Source organism: Polaribacter sp. HA6-7 (assembly GCF_055693625.1).
The window spans coordinates 2,547,850-2,562,767 of sequence record NZ_CM146338.1; the positions used below are offsets into that span (position 1 = coordinate 2,547,850).

The 14,918-nt window shown below is 28.0% G+C and carries 14 protein-coding genes, 1 tRNA gene and 3 pseudogenes; 11 read left to right on the forward strand and 7 right to left on the reverse strand.

Going from position 1 to position 14,918, the window contains the following annotated elements; all coding sequences use genetic code 11:
* Positions 1-9: 9 nt before the first annotated feature.
* Positions 10-977: pseudogene (locus tag ACZ1HD_RS14330) on the reverse strand (IS110 family RNA-guided transposase).
* A gap of 354 nt (positions 978-1,331) precedes the next feature.
* Between ACZ1HD_RS14330 and ACZ1HD_RS14335 the strand changes: the two are divergent.
* The 8 genes from ACZ1HD_RS14335 (at position 1,332) to ACZ1HD_RS14370 (ending at position 7,289) form a co-directional block, all read left to right on the forward strand.
* Positions 1,332-2,051: a hypothetical protein gene (locus ACZ1HD_RS14335; protein ID WP_472687840.1), complete on the forward strand. Its 720-nt coding sequence runs from the start codon at positions 1,332-1,334 to the stop codon at positions 2,049-2,051.
* 134 nt (positions 2,052-2,185) lie between these two features.
* Positions 2,186-2,632, forward strand: coding sequence for a hypothetical protein (locus ACZ1HD_RS14340; protein WP_472687841.1), 447 nt, complete (start codon positions 2,186-2,188; stop codon positions 2,630-2,632).
* An 80-nt stretch (positions 2,633-2,712) separates the two neighbouring features.
* Positions 2,713-2,838 (forward strand): hypothetical protein, encoded by a 126-nt coding sequence (locus tag ACZ1HD_RS14345; protein WP_472687842.1) that lies wholly within the window; start codon positions 2,713-2,715, stop codon positions 2,836-2,838.
* A gap of 206 nt (positions 2,839-3,044) precedes the next feature.
* Positions 3,045-3,437 carry a transposase gene (locus tag ACZ1HD_RS14350; RefSeq protein WP_472687780.1) on the forward strand — a complete coding sequence of 131 codons (393 nt, stop codon included), beginning with the start codon at positions 3,045-3,047 and terminating at the stop codon, positions 3,435-3,437.
* 14 nt (positions 3,438-3,451) lie between these two features.
* Positions 3,452-4,300: an IS3 family transposase gene (locus ACZ1HD_RS14355; RefSeq protein ID WP_472689365.1), complete on the forward strand. Its 849-nt coding sequence runs from the start codon at positions 3,452-3,454 to the stop codon at positions 4,298-4,300.
* Positions 4,301-4,491: 191 nt separating this feature from the next.
* Positions 4,492-5,472, forward strand: a complete 981-nt coding sequence (locus ACZ1HD_RS14360; RefSeq protein ID WP_375241370.1) for a hypothetical protein — start codon at positions 4,492-4,494, stop codon at positions 5,470-5,472.
* 464 nt (positions 5,473-5,936) lie between these two features.
* Positions 5,937-6,155, forward strand: coding sequence for a hypothetical protein (locus ACZ1HD_RS14365; RefSeq protein ID WP_472687843.1), 219 nt, complete (start codon positions 5,937-5,939; stop codon positions 6,153-6,155).
* A 216-nt stretch (positions 6,156-6,371) separates the two neighbouring features.
* Positions 6,372-7,289, forward strand: coding sequence for a TrkH family potassium uptake protein (locus ACZ1HD_RS14370; protein WP_472687844.1), 918 nt, complete (start codon positions 6,372-6,374; stop codon positions 7,287-7,289).
* Positions 7,290-7,663: 374 nt separating this feature from the next.
* On the opposite strand, the gene ACZ1HD_RS14375 is transcribed toward ACZ1HD_RS14370, so the two are convergent.
* The 6 genes from ACZ1HD_RS14375 to ACZ1HD_RS14400 form a co-directional block, all read right to left on the reverse strand.
* On the reverse strand, positions 7,664-7,924 hold the full coding sequence (locus ACZ1HD_RS14375) for a hypothetical protein (RefSeq protein WP_472687845.1): 261 nt from the start codon (positions 7,922-7,924) through the stop codon (positions 7,664-7,666).
* Positions 7,881-8,330: a hypothetical protein gene (locus ACZ1HD_RS14380; RefSeq protein WP_472687846.1), complete on the reverse strand. Its 450-nt coding sequence runs from the start codon at positions 8,328-8,330 to the stop codon at positions 7,881-7,883. The genes ACZ1HD_RS14375 and ACZ1HD_RS14380 overlap by 44 nt, the downstream gene beginning before the upstream one ends.
* A gap of 2 nt (positions 8,331-8,332) precedes the next feature.
* Positions 8,333-9,736: an ATP-binding protein gene (locus ACZ1HD_RS14385; RefSeq protein ID WP_472687847.1), complete on the reverse strand. Its 1,404-nt coding sequence runs from the start codon at positions 9,734-9,736 to the stop codon at positions 8,333-8,335.
* Positions 9,737-9,825: 89 nt separating this feature from the next.
* Positions 9,826-10,254, reverse strand: coding sequence for a hypothetical protein (locus tag ACZ1HD_RS14390; protein WP_472687848.1), 429 nt, complete (start codon positions 10,252-10,254; stop codon positions 9,826-9,828).
* 31 nt (positions 10,255-10,285) lie between these two features.
* Entirely contained in the window at positions 10,286-10,417 is a 132-nt protein-coding gene (locus ACZ1HD_RS14395) for a hypothetical protein (protein ID WP_472687849.1), read from the reverse strand.
* Between the two features lie 160 nt (positions 10,418-10,577).
* Positions 10,578-10,650 (reverse strand) — tRNA-Met (locus ACZ1HD_RS14400).
* Between the two features lie 180 nt (positions 10,651-10,830).
* On the opposite strand from ACZ1HD_RS14400, the gene era reads away from it, so the two are divergent.
* The 3 genes and pseudogenes from era (at position 10,831) to der (ending at position 14,811) form a co-directional block, all read left to right on the forward strand.
* The gene (gene era, locus ACZ1HD_RS14405) at positions 10,831-11,715 is read left to right on the forward strand and encodes a GTPase Era (RefSeq protein WP_077810144.1); all 885 of its coding nucleotides are present in this window, start codon (positions 10,831-10,833) and stop codon (positions 11,713-11,715) included.
* Positions 11,716-11,864: 149 nt separating this feature from the next.
* Positions 11,865-13,376: pseudogene (locus tag ACZ1HD_RS14410) on the forward strand (choice-of-anchor I family protein).
* Positions 13,377-13,501: 125 nt separating this feature from the next.
* A pseudogene (der, locus tag ACZ1HD_RS14415) lies at positions 13,502-14,811 on the forward strand (ribosome biogenesis GTPase Der).
* The last annotated feature ends 107 nt before the right edge of the window (positions 14,812-14,918 follow it).

A 14,918-nucleotide genomic window follows, 5' to 3' on the forward strand; every position in this document is an offset into this window, starting at 1 on the left:
TAAACTTATTTATTTAGACAATACAGAAACATAAGTTTCATCATATGCTAATCCAGATTTGGCAATTGCAAAACTCTGTTTTAACAACTTATTAGAAACCGCAATTAAAGCTAATTTCTTACTCTTACCTTTGTTTACAATTCGCTCATAAATTTCTCTACAACCTTTATTATGCTTACAAGCTGTAAATGAACACAAAAACAAAAGATTGCGTAGCTTTCTATTACCCACCTTACTAATTCTTGCTCTACCCCTCACACTACTTCCAGACTCTCTTATTGTTGGTGTGATTCCTACATAACTACAAAGTTGAGCCGCTGTTTCAAACTTTTCAAAACCACCTGTCACAACGATTAAAAATAATGCTGTCTTTAATCCTATTCCTGGAATACTGGTTAAAAGTGTTAATTGAGCTTGTTGTTCTTGCTTTACTAAAGTAAGTAACTTTTCTTCTATGCCTTTAATCTCTCTTTCTAAATGTTTTTTAACACGAATTAAAGAGCGATAGACCCATTTTGATGGAACCCCTAACACTTCTTCTCCATGAATTTTATTCTTGGTAGCTGTTCGTTTTTTTATTAAACTATCTAACCACCTAAAGAGCTGTAAACATTCACTTTGAACATCTGTAAGAGCATTGTATAATGGAACTTCATTTATCATTCCATAATCACAAATTGCTTTGGCATCACTTTTATCTGTTTTAACTTTTGCCAATTTCATTTGAATAAAACGCTTTATTGATAATGGATTTACAACAGAGACAATAACACTTTGCTTGTATAAAAATTGAGCTAACCTGTAATGATAATAACCTGTGGCTTCCATAATTACTAATGAGTTTTTAGGAAGATTTTTTAGAAAAAATTAAATCCAGAGGCATCATTTTTAAATTGATTATGACCACTTGTACTTCCATAAACATCAAACACATCTTTGCTAATGTCAACTCCAAAAATTTCCTTATATTTATTCATAAGAACTGATTTATGAAAGAATAACCTACCATGACTCACAACAACTTGAAAACGAGATCTAGGTCTCACAGAACTGAACGTGGTTTATAGTAGAAAAGAGAGAGGATTACCAATGTTGTCGAAGTCGAAAGCTTCACCGTATATATTAACCTTAATTCTCTCTTTTATTCTTTCTGATTAGATATCAAATTTATTAAAAGACAAACTTAAGCCGTGTATAAAAAATTGCTATTTTTAGCTTAATAAAAGTTTGTTGCTTTTTTGCAATCTTATATTTTCCTGCGGAAAATAACGATGGCACAAAATCGCAACTTTTCATAACACAAACACGTTGTAGGTAATTACCAAAGAAATATGAAAAAGAAATATTTAATAATTTTATTACTAATTACAATAAAATTATTTTCACAAAAAGCAACTGACGCACATTTAAAATATACTCTTACATTAAATGTCGGAAATTCAGCAAATAATGAATTATTAAAAACTTTATATGAAGACGTTAAAAATAAAGAAGATAGTTTATTGGTTGAAAAAAATTCTAAAGGGCTTTTAGAAGTAACGAAAAAATTAAATAAATTATCTTCGGAAACTGATATTTACATTTATCCTGATTCTGTATTTATAAAAACTATTGATAGTGATATTATATTTATTCCTGAAAAATTCAAGAAAAATAGAATTTTATATAAAGAAAATAAAACTTACAAAAGTAGTTTTGAAATAACTGAAAAATTAAGACAAATATGGAAAACGGAGTATAAAATAGAAATAAATAAAAACGAGAAAAAATCTATAAATGAAATTGAAGGTTATAAAGTAACTATCACAGAAATAAGACAATCATCAATTGGTGAACTTATAGATGTAAACGAAATTTATGTCAATGATAAAATTAAAATTCCTTTTAATTATTACGAAATACTTGATTTAAAGAAAAAAATTGATCTAAGTGGTTTGATTTTAGAAGTAAAATCTTATGACAAAGAAAGCCCGAGTTTGTTTAATCATTACATATTGAAAAGTTATAATCTTGAAAAACAAGATAAAAATTTAATAAAACAAAAGGAATAAAAAACTACCTACAACACCGTGTATAATTAATTGCTACTTTTAGCTCACTTGGAAAATCCTTCGGATTTTCGCCGTTCGTGATTTATTTAGTAGGTTAGTTGCTCAAACACGCAACTAATCATAACACAAACACGTTGGCAAACATTATGAAAAAGATTCTGCAAACAATTTTAGTTCTAACTTCAATATTGACTTTTTCTCAAGAAAAGTTAAATGGAAAATATTGCTCTATTCCACTTGGAGAATCTGATGTTGTCTGCATTGATTTTAAAGATAATATTCATTTTGAATATACTGTTTCTGGTTGTTTAGGTATCTCTCAAATTGGAACTGGAATTTTTGAATTAAAAAATGAAATTTTAAAACTAACATTCGACAAAAAAGAACAACTAACGAAACATAAAGTAAAAATTATTGAAATAAAATCAAGATCTGAAAAGACAGTAGAATTTGAATTTATAATCAATGATGAGAAAAATTTGCCTGTTTTTGCTAACGTAATTGAAAAAAACTATGATAGAGGATTTGAAGTTTATGAAGAGAGAAATAAAATTAAGGTTGAGAAAAAAACTCTAAAATAAAATACGAAATTCGCTCATTAGGTTATGGAACTGTTCAATTAGAATTGAATCATAATTCAAATAAAAAAATTGAAATAACAATGTTTCCTGATCAACCTGAAGTCATTTCTGAAAAAGTGTACGAATGGAAATGGTCAGAACATAATGAACAAGAATTTAAAACTGGACCAAAATCTTGGAATAAATTTAGGAAAATAAAAGAGTAACGATTTGCCAACACCGTGTAATAAAAATTGCTTAATTTTAGCTTAAACAAAAATTGCTGCTTTTTTATTCACTTTCTATTTTCCTGCGGAAAATAGCCGTTCACTTTAAACGCAACTTTCCATAACACAAACACGTTGGCAACCATTACCAATCATGTAAAATCCTGAAATAGGTTGACTAAAAATTAAACAACTTTAGTTAAACTATGAGCACAAAAACAAAACAACCCTGCCGAAAAAAGAACTACAATAAAGTCGGTTTCGAACTCAAATTATTCATCATTGACCAAATTCATAATGGACGGATTTCTGTAAATTATGCAGCTAAAAAATACGATATTTCTAGAGCAACTATTCAGTACTGGATAAAAAAATATAGTACCTTAGATCAAAAGAAATTAGGTATGAGTAAACAAGACGAAATTAAAAAACTCAAAGAAAAAATTGAGGAACTGGAATTTGTAAAAGACTTCCAACAAGATATAATTGCAGACATGGAAATCATTACTGGAGTCGATATGTCAAAAAAGTCATTGCCCAAAACATTAGCAGAAGAGATTCAGAAAAAGAAACAAAACCGTTTAAAAGAAAATGGTTAACTCAATGTTTTGGGATTACTAAACAAGCTTTTTATAAACGCTTAAAATCATACAAAATAAAGCAAAACAACGAACGTATTTTAATCCAATTAGTTAAAAAATGTCGTGACAAAATTGGACAGAAATTAGGCGCTAAAAAACTATATCATGAATTGAAAAACGACATCAAAAAACAAGGAATTAAAATAGGGAGAGATAAGTTTTACACATTCTTAAGAAACCATAAACTATTGATCTCTAGAACTAAAAACTATCATACAACCACTAATTCTAATCATCATTTTTATAAATACAAAAACCTAATTACTAATAAAACCCCTACAAGAGCTGAACAACTTTGGGTAACAGACATAACCTATATTAAAACTCAAAAAGGACATAGTTATTTGGCTTTAGTTACAGATGCCTATTCTAAACAAATAATGGGATATAAACTAGATTCACATATGAAAACATCTCTTTGTATAGATGCTTTAAAAATGGCGCTTAAAAACCGTAAATACCCAAATCAAAAATTAATACATCACTCAGATAGAGGCTTACAATATTGCAATCCAACTTACGCTGGTTTTGCTGAATCAAATGGATTAAAAATGAGTATGACTGAAAAACATGACCCTTATGAAAATGCTATTGCGGAAAGAATTAATAGAACTTTAAAATATGAATATGGTTTGAAAACAATAATAAAAAACACTAAATTAGCACAAAAGATTACTAAAAGAGCCGTTTATATTTACAACAACCTAAGACCACATCTAAGTCTCGATTTATACACTCCTAAACATGTGCATATAAATCAAAATATTGAATATAAATCGTATCGAAAAAATAAAAATAATCTGGAATTATTAACCTTTTAAACATCAAAAAAAGGTCAACCTATTTCAGGACAATACAAACTAATGCCAAGAAAGTGCATAATTAATTTATAGTTTTAGCTAACTTGGAAAATCCTTCGGACTTTCGCCGTTCGTGATTTATTTAGTAGATTAGTTACTTAATTTACATAACCAACAATACATAAAGACCTTGTTGTAACTAAAAAACAATAATGAAAACACCTTTTAAGTTATTACTATTACTCTTTCTTACTACTTTAAGCACGAAATCTTTTTCGCAGAAAATAATTAAAGATTACGAACCTGTAAAAAATGATAGCCTAAAAATTGGAATAGGAGAAAATGACTTTTTACCCTTTATTCAAAAAGGATATACTCTAATGCTTCCCGAAAATAAAAAGATAAAAGGTGTACTTATTTTCTTAGAAGATTCAAAATACAACAAAAAGAATTTTAGTTCTAAGCAGATATATAATCAAGCATCTATAAGTAATTTTGGGGTATTATCAATTTCTACCGAAATACCTCTAGATTTTTATTTTTCTAAATCTTCGATTAAATCTACTCATAATTTAATTCAAAAAATTTTTAAAAAATTCAATCTCCCTAATGAAAATATTTTCTTTTTGGGTGCAGGTTTAGTTGGTCATAGAGCAATGAAATATATTGAATTTATCAATAAAGAAGATTCCGATTTTAAGATTAACATTAAAGGTGTGGTTATTTGTGATTTTACATTAGATTGGATAAGAAAATGGCAACAACATAAACGAGACATTAAAATAAATCGAATCAATCTTTGGGAGCCGACTTTTATGAATTTTATGTTGGAAACCTACCTGAAAGGTACACCCAAAACTGCTCAAGATAATTATCATAATTTCTCGACTTATAGTTACTCTAATCAAAATAATGAAAATATTAATTTTTATAAAAATTATGCTGTAAGAGCCTATATCGAGCCAAAAATAAAGTACAGACTTAAAAAATATTACAGAACTTTATATGAAAATAATGCTACTGACATTGTTGGATTTTTAGCCGAATTAGAACTTGCAGGAAATAAAAATACAGAATTAGTTATTTTGCAGCCTGAATATAATCAATCTGAAAATCGAAATACACAGACTACTTGGAATAAAATAGATAAATATGAATTAATGAATTGGATCAATAAACAAACGGAAAAATAACTTTGTAAACATCATACATAATTGATTCCTATTTTTAGATTTTATTAATTTTTCTATAAACCTTAAAACTTGGCAAAACTCTAGCTTTACTCACTATTTTAGAACTTGAGTTAGCTTAATATTAAATACAGAAGTACAACTCTTGAACGTTAAAATAACCTGATTAAGAATTAATTCACAAATCAGAAAGAGAAGTATAATTTTACAATTCATTATAAAATACCGACTCTATTAACAGAATCAGAGAAATTTATAATAAGCACAATGATACAAAACTAATCAAAACAGAATTGTATTGAGTATCAATAAAAACATATCTAACCGATAGATTTTTATACTTTACAGAAATACAAAAAAATACAATAACCATTTTTTTCTTCTTTTATTTAATAACTTTGAGCCTGCAAATATGCTATGTTAGTTAAAGTAAATCTCATTTTTAATTAAACAACTGAGTATAAATAATGGAAAATAAAAAATATAAGAAATTATCAAATTGGTATAGAAAACTTCAAATTAGCAAATCACCACAAATGAATTTAGTTTGGGGTTTCTTCTTGTACACTTTAACCGGATTTATTCTACTGTCTATTCCATTATTTCACAAAACTGATATCGCTTTTTTAGATAATTTATTTATTTCTACTTCTGCTATTTCTACTACAGGTCTCGGTAACTGTTAGTATTTTTGATTCCTATAATTTTTTTGGCCAATTTATAATTATGGGATTGATACAAATTGGCGGAATTGGATATATGACATTAACAACATATTATTTAATATTTACCACAAAAAAATAACCCACTGGCACAGTAAGTTAATAGGTACAGAATTTACGTTACCTAATACAATTCAAATTAAAGATTTCATCAAAAGTGTTATAATTTTTACTTTGGTGATGGAAATTATTGGAGCAATTCTTTTTTACTTTGCCTTTACTAATGCCGGAATGGATAATTTAAAGGCTGTTTGGTTTTCGATTTTTCATAGTGTCTCTACATTTTGTACAGCTGGTTTTGGCTTATTTAATAATGGCTTCGAAAGCTACCAAGACAATACTTTTATCAATACAATTATTTCTATATTAGCTATCTCTGGTTCGTTGGGCTTTATTGTTATTACAGATCTTTGGTATCGAATAAGTGGTAAATCAAAAGAAATTTCGTTTACGACTAAAATTATTATTTACGGCTTTTTATTTTTACTGATATTAGGTACTTTACTAATTTACTCTTCAGAATCTTTATCTATTTTAGGATCAAGTAGCACACTAATGACATCTTTTTTTCAAGCAATGTCTGCAATGACAACAGTTGGTTTTAACACGATAGCTATTGGTGAATTTTCTTTACCAATACTACTACTTATAACTTTTCTGATGTATATTGGCGCCTCACCTTCAGGAACAGCTGGCGGTATGAAAATTACAACTTTAACAGCAATGTTAGCAATATTAAAAAGTAGATTATTTGGTCAAACAAAAATTACATTTTTAAATAGATTAATTCCTTTTGAAAGAATATATGTTGCTACCTCAACTTTTATGTTATATACCAGTTTAATTTTCTTGTTTTCATTTTTACTTTCTTACTTTGAAAAATTTTCTTTTGAAAGCATCTTATTTGAAGTTGCATCTGCTTTAGGAACCGTAGGTTTAAGTACGGGTATAACCGGAGATTTATCTAATATTGGAAAAATATTGATTATTATTTTGATGTTTATTGGACGTGTTGGTGTATTAACTTTTGGTTTTGCATTATTACAACAAAAAAATAAGGGAATTAAAAAAATTAAACTTGATGATTTAGCTGTTTAAAAAGTTAGAACCTACCTTATCAGTAAATCCTCATCTAAGTATTACATCTTACTGTGCTACAGTAGCTAAGACGTAATATAAAAAACTACTTAGGTAGGTTCTCTTTAATTAAGGTTGTTGCTTATTCGAAGAAAATAAACACCAAATATCCGTCAACTATCTGTATTACACCTTTAAATCCCCGGACTTTTATAGTTATCCCAAAGGTTATTAATTGTTTAAATATTTCCGCTAATTCAATATGTGAGTACACCTTTATACTATGATTCTCTTTTTTGAAGTATTTAGCATTTTTAAATAACAAACCTAATTTCTTAAAACACAAAAAACACTAAAGCTTTCCCTAGCATAAACAATTATATTGCATAAGAATTTTAAATCAAACCAAAATCTTTAGCTATTGCAACCAAATGTGTAGGATTATTGGCATTAAAATGTTCTTTTAAAAACTTTAATCTTTTTTCTATAGCACTTGTACTTGAAGGTGTTATTCCTTTTTCTTTTAATTTTTCACTAATAACCTCCTGTAAAAAACCTAGCGAAAGGTATTTGATCAAAGAGAGATCATAATCTGTAATTTCTACAGCTTTTTTAGGATGAATTGCAGCATGTAACTCGAGAAATGTAAAACTCACTAGAAGTAAAAGATTTATAAATTGCTTTTTTTAATTCTTTTAATCCGTTTCTATTTTTCCAAATATAACTTTGGATCTTTAAATTTTTATATAAATTTTGTATTGTGTACGGTTTATCTTCTACAGAAAAAACTATAATTTTTAAATCAATAAATTCTTCTCTAATTTTGGTTATCAATTCTTCTCCGGATTTTAATTGTTGAGGTGTACCATCGTTTTCAAAAGATAAATCTGAAATAATTAAACCGTAAGGTTCTCCTTTTAAAAAAGCGCTTTTAATTTTTAAAAAAGCTTCATCACAATAAGAAATATAATCTACATGATGAATTCCTATTTCATCTAAAGCAATTTTAATACCGCTATTTATAACATCAAAATCTTCTACAACTAAAACTTTTTTAAACATTTTTAACTTTTAAAATGAATACTAACTTTTAATCCTTTACCTGGTTTGTTTTCAAAATTAATAGTTCCGTTAATAGTTTTTATACGGGTTTCCATATTTTTAAGTCCATTTTTATGAACAATATTCTCTTTTTCAAAACCAATTCCGTTATCAAAATAAATCATTTCTATTCTACTATTCTTTTTTGTAAAAGTCAACATTACCAAACTAGCTTTACTATGCTTCTTCATATTTACAAAAAGTTCATTAAATATTCTGTAAACCACAATTTGCTTTTCAGCAGCTAGGTTGTTTAGATGAATGTCAGATAACCCTTTTATAATAATCTTACAATCATTTGTATTATAACTTGCTACTAAATGTCTAAAATAACTTTCGAATTTATCTCCAGTTTTAATAGCATTATTTTCATGTGAAATGGAACGTGTTTGATGGTAGATTTTATCTAAATCATCTATAATCTCTAATGTATTGATCTTTGGATTCTGAACTTTTACAAGCGTATTAAAAACATCATTACCCAATTCATCATGTAATCTCTTTGCTATTCTTGTTTCAGTATTATAACTCTCTTGTAAAACTCTTTTTTTATGTAATTGTTTACGTCTGTATAATAAAAATAACAGACCAGAAATTAAAAGAATTCCGATAATTATACTATTCTTCTTTTGGCTATTCTCTTTTTCTACTTTTAATTCATTTTCAATTGCTAGGTTTCTAAACTTTTCTTTTAGTTTTTCTTCTTCGTCGTAATTATATTTAATTTTAGCAAACCTAAACTGTCTTTTAGTCTCTGCTTCTTGTAAACTATCTCTTAAATTAATACTTTCTTTATAATATGTAATAGCCTTTTCAGGCGGCTGTCTTTCTACAATCTTATCTATAGCTTCTAAAACATCTTGAATGCTTTTTACTTTTCTTGAAATTTTATACATTTCTATAGCATATTGCAATGATTTTTTTCTGTTTTTTTCTTGAAAATAATCGGATAAATGACTGTAATTTGCTATTAAACCATAATTATCTTTAAGCTGAAGTTTTTTAGAATTAGCAAACAACAATTCTTTTAATACATTTACATCTGAATTTTCTAACCACTTTACATATGCTAAATTATCTATAACTCTTGTCTTTGTTTTTTGACTTGTAATAGTGTCTTGCAACAACTCTTCAAAAATTAAAATCGATTTTTTATAATTCTTTAACTCTTTGTGTGCAATCGCTAAATTATTTCGAAACCTAATTTTAGAGCTTTTTCTTGTGGTAATTTTCAAAGCAGAAATATAGTAAGCAATAGCTTCGTTATAAAATGATCTTTTTTTAGCATTAATGGCTAAACAATTTAAACTAGAAGCCATTGTTTTTGGTTCTTTTCCATTAAAAAACTTTAAAGATTCTACAGCCAAAGAATCACTTAAAGAATAGCTTCCAAAATTTGATTCTATTATTGCTAAATTAGATAAGCTTTTCCCAACAGATACACTATCCTTTAATTTTAAAAACTCATTTTTAGATTTAGCATAGAAAAAATAAGAACTATCCTGTGCGTTTTTTTGTACTGATAAATCCCTAGCTTATAATAAACTTTTCCTTTTAGATTTATATCATTTTCTACACTAGGCAGTCTCAACATTTTTTTTGAATAAAATATTGCACTGTCTATTTTGTTTAATTTACTCGATAAATAGCTGATATTATTGTACATCAAATACTTATCAGTTGAATTTAACTTATTATCAGAAATAAATATTTTTGAATTTTCTAATCTTTTGGCATTACTCGATTTTTTATAATCTGCACTTTTAAAGAATTCTTTTGCTAGGGATTTTTGTTTTGAATCATTCTCTAATTTATCATCTTGTTTTTCACATGATAAAAATGAAAATAAAACAAAAAAGAGGAATGCTACTTTTACTTGTTTCATTCCTCTAATGTACTATAATTTCTTAAAGTCACTATCTTACATTAGTTGGGTTTTCATCTTCACTTGGATCTTGTTCATCTTCTCCTCCTATTGATAAAATTTCATTTTCAATTGAACTATTTTCTATGTTTTCATCTAAATCTGCACAAAAAGTAAAAAACACTTTTTCACTTCATGTAACTTATTTTAAATGGAAAAAAATTGCAGATAATTTTACAAACAAACAAACAAACTGTGCACGTTTTGCGGTATAGTAAAGCAAATAAAAGTAAAAAAATTAAGCACAAAAAAAAGCTTCATATTTCTATGAAGCTTATACTTAGTAGCGGGAACTGGACTCGAACCAGTGACCTTCGGGTTATGAGCCCGACGAGCTACCTACTGCTCTATCCCGCGTTGTGATTTCAGAAAAACGACTTAGCTTTAAACTTTCGACTCATAAATTCGACACGTTATTTCCGGGTTGCAAATATACAACATATTTAAAGTACTAACCAAATTTTTATTGAAAAAATTTTAATCTTTTTTTAATCCTCTAAATTCTAATCCGATATAAAATCTATTTATCTTTGCATTATGACACATAAAGCAGGTTTTGTAAACATCATAGGAAATCCTAACGTAGGAAAATCGACATTAATGAATGCTTTGGTAGGAGAAAAACTATCAATAATTACTCCGAAAGCTCAAACGACTAGACATCGTATTTTGGGCATTGTAAATGATGAGGAGCATCAAATTGTATTTTCTGACACGCCAGGTATCTTAAAACCAGCTTATGAGCTTCAATCTTCGATGATGGATTTTGTGAAATCTGCTTTTGAGGATGCCGATATTTTAATCTACATGGTAGAAATTGGCGAAAAAGAATTGAAAAACGAAGCTTTCTTCAATAAGATAATCCATAGTGAAATTCCTGTTATTCTTTTATTAAACAAAATTGATAAATCATCTCAAGAAGATGTCGAAGAAAAAATAAAATACTGGCGAGAGAAAGTACCCAATGCAGAAGTTTTTGTAATTTCTGCATTAGAAAGGTTTAATGTTGCTGCCGTTTTTAATAAAATTAAAGAACTTTTACCAGAAGGACCTCCTTTTTATCCGAAAGACCAATTAACTGACAAACCAGAACGTTTTTTTGTAAATGAAAAAATTAGAGAAAAGATTTTAATTCATTATAAGAAAGAAATTCCGTATTCTGTAGAAGTAGAAACAGAAGAGTTTATAGAAGAAGAAAATATTGTTAGAATAAGATCTGTAATTATGGTCGAGAGAGAAACTCAAAAAGGAATAATTATAGGTCATAAAGGTTCTGCCATTAAAAGAGTTGGTGCAGAAGCTAGAAAAGATCTAGAAAAGTTTTTTATGAAAAAGGTTTTTATAGAACTTTACGTTAAGGTTAATAAAAACTGGCGTAGCGATAAAACGCAATTAAAACGCTTTGGTTACAATCAAAAATAATATTACATTTAATTTACATTAGACAACTATCTTACAACCCTAATAAACAATTATTTTACAAATAAATGTAAAATCTAATGTTTACTTATATTTCATTTAACACGATTTTTAGTTTTTGAGTTCATTTTTGCAAAAACTAAAATCAAACAATGAAAACATTACAAAAAATTACTTTATTCTCTTTATTAGCTTTTACTTTTAGTTGTAAAGACGATGTTAATCCTGTTATCACTCCTGTAGATACATCAGTTAATTTTACTCATAAAACTACCATCAAAGTAGGTGGTGAAGGTGCATCAGAAATTACAGCTTATGACAAAATCTCGAAAAAACTTTTTACTGTAAACGTAGATTTAAACGAGATTTCTATTCATGATATTTCAAATTTAGACACACCTGTAAAAGAAAACTCTATAAGTTTAAATGCTTACGGTGCACCTAATAGTGTTGCTATTTTTGAAGGAAAATTAGCAATTGCAGTAGAAGATAACGTAAAACAAAATCCTGGGAAAATATTACTTTACAATACAGTAGACAATTCTTTATTAAAACAATATACTGTAGGTTCTTTGCCGGATATGGTAACTTTTTCACCGAGACGGAAAGATGATTGTTTCTGCAAATGAAGGTGAACCAAATGATGACTATACAGTAGACCCGAAGGAAGTATAAGTATCATTAACCTAGAAAACGATGCTGTTACAACTTTAAATTTTAATGCTTTTAACGCACAAGAAGCTTCTTTAGAAAGTGAAGGTTTTAGAGTTTTTGGACCAAATGCAGATTTAGCGAAAGATGTAGAACTAGAATATGTAGCAATTTCAGAAGATTCTAAAACTGCTTGGGTTTCTTTACAAGAAAACAACGGAATTGCTAAAGTTAACTTACAAACAAAAACAATCGAAGCCATTTATCCTTTAGGTTTTAAAGATTACTCTTTAGCAAAAAACACTTTAGACGCAAGTGATAAAGACGACGTAAAAGAATTAAAATCTTGGCCAGTGAAAGGTATTTACATGCCAGATGCTATTGTATATGTTAAAATTAACGGAGTAGAATACATTATTTCTGCAAATGAAGGTGATGCAAGAGATTACGATGGATTTAGCGAAGAAGTTAGAATGGACGATTTAACTTTAGACGAAACTGTATTTGATTATGATAAAGATTATTTAAATGAAATGAATCTTGGTCGTTTAAAAACTACTACAACTTTAGGTGATGCAAATAACGATGGTAAAGTTGAAGAACTATATAGTTATGGTGCAAGATCTTTTAGTATTTGGTCTGATAACGGTAATTTGGTATACGATTCTGGAAACAGCATCGCAACTCAAACTTTAGCATTAACTACAGATAGATTTAATGATAACGATAAAAGAAGTGATGATAAAGGTGCAGAACCAGAAAGTGTAGAAGTTTTAAACATAGGCGATCAACGTTATATTTTATTTGTTGGTTTAGAAAGAAACGATCAAGTTATGGTGTATGATATTACAAACCCAAATGCTCCAGAGTTTTTACAAATACTTTCTAATGCTGATGATGAAGCGCCAGAAGGATTATTAGTTATAAAATCAGAAGATAGCCCAAACGGTAAAGACTTATTAGTAGTTTCTAATGAAGATAGCGGAACTGTTACTATTTATCAGAACAACTAATTACTACTTTTAATTAAAATAAAACCAGCAATTTAACTTGCTGGTTTTTTGTTTTTTAAAGACTTCTTTTTTAGTATCTTTCTTACAACCTTAAATTGTATCTTTGCAAAAAATTAGAATTCAAAATGAATAGTATTGTTGCCATTGTAGGAAGACCAAATGTAGGAAAGTCGACACTTTTTAATAGACTTGTACAAAGAAGAGAAGCAATTGTAGATTCTGTAAGTGGAGTTACACGTGATAGACATTATGGAAAATCTGACTGGAACGGAAAAGAATTTTCTGTTATAGATACAGGTGGTTATACTATTGGTTCTGATGATATTTTTGAAGAAGAAATTAGAAAACAAGTAGCTTTAGCTATAGAAGAAGCAGATATTATTGTTTTTGTTGTAGATGTAGAAGAAGGTATAACACCTATGGATGCTGAAGTTGCAAAACTTTTACGTAAAGTTAAAAAACCAATTTTCTTAACAGTTAACAAAGTAGACAATGCAATGCGAGATGCAGATGCTGTTGAATTTTACAACTTAGGTTTAGGAGATTACCATACAATTTCTTCTATTAACGGTAGTGGTACCGGAGACATTTTAGATGCAATTACAGAAAAAATGCCCGAACCAGAAGAAGTTGATTTAGAAAAAGAAGAGTTACCAAGATTTGCCGTAGTTGGTAGACCAAACGCAGGTAAATCGTCATTTATAAATGCCTTAATTGGTAAAGACAGAAATATAGTTACCAATATTGCAGGTACAACTAGAGATTCTATAGATACAAAATATAATAGATTTGGTTTCGATTTTAATCTTGTAGATACTGCCGGAATTAGAAAAAATCTAAAGTTAAAGAAGATTTAGAGTTTTACTCTGTAATGAGAGCTGTAAGATCTATCGAATATTCTGATGTAATTGTTTTAGTTGTAGATGCTACTCGTGGTTTCGAAGGGCAAGATCAAAATATTTTCCAGTTAGCAGAAAAAAACAGAAAAGGTGTGGTAATCTTAATTAATAAATGGGATTTAATTGAGAAAGAAACCAATACAATGAGAGATTTTGAAGCAATGGTTAGAAAACAAATCGAACCATTTACAGATGTACCAATTGTATTTATTTCTGCATTAACAAAACAACGTTTATTTAAAGCAATAGAAACGGCTGTAGAAGTTTTTGAAAAACGTAAATTTAAAATACCTACAAGTAAACTAAACGATGCCATGTTAGACATTGTTAAAAGTTACCAGCCACCAGCAATTAAAGGAAAGTTTGTAAAAATAAAGTACTGTATGCAGTTGCCAACTCCTACTCCGCAATTTGCATTCTTTTGTAATTTACCGCAGTATGTAAGAGATCCTTATAAAAGATTCTTAGAAAATAAACTAAGAGATTTATATGATTTTTCTGGTGTACCAATTACAATTTATTTCAGACAAAAATAATAAAACACTTTATTTAAGACTTAAAAATAATTTAGCAATAAATTATAAAGGACTACTTAGCTATTTTTTTATATCTTTAAGAGTAAAACCTTGAAAGTTATTGTTGC

Bases quoted from the DNA above. Each gene is read 5' to 3' on its own strand.
- ACZ1HD_RS14335 (WP_472687840.1), top strand. From the start codon at position 1,332: ATGAAAAAGAAATATTTAATAATTTTATTACTAATTACAATAAAATTA.
- ACZ1HD_RS14345 (WP_472687842.1), top strand. From the start codon at position 2,713: ATGTTTCCTGATCAACCTGAAGTCATTTCTGAAAAAGTGTACGAATGG.
- ACZ1HD_RS14350 (WP_472687780.1), top strand. From the start codon at position 3,045: ATGAGCACAAAAACAAAACAACCCTGCCGAAAAAAGAACTACAATAAA.
- ACZ1HD_RS14360 (WP_375241370.1), top strand. From the start codon at position 4,492: ATGAAAACACCTTTTAAGTTATTACTATTACTCTTTCTTACTACTTTA.
- ACZ1HD_RS14365 (WP_472687843.1), top strand. From the start codon at position 5,937: ATGGAAAATAAAAAATATAAGAAATTATCAAATTGGTATAGAAAACTT.
- ACZ1HD_RS14370 (WP_472687844.1), top strand. From the start codon at position 6,372: ATGGAAATTATTGGAGCAATTCTTTTTTACTTTGCCTTTACTAATGCC.
- ACZ1HD_RS14380 (WP_472687846.1), bottom strand. From the start codon at position 8,330: ATGTTTAAAAAAGTTTTAGTTGTAGAAGATTTTGATGTTATAAATAGC.
- ACZ1HD_RS14390 (WP_472687848.1), bottom strand. From the start codon at position 10,254: ATGAAACAAGTAAAAGTAGCATTCCTCTTTTTTGTTTTATTTTCATTT.
- era (WP_077810144.1), top strand. From the start codon at position 10,831: ATGACACATAAAGCAGGTTTTGTAAACATCATAGGAAATCCTAACGTA.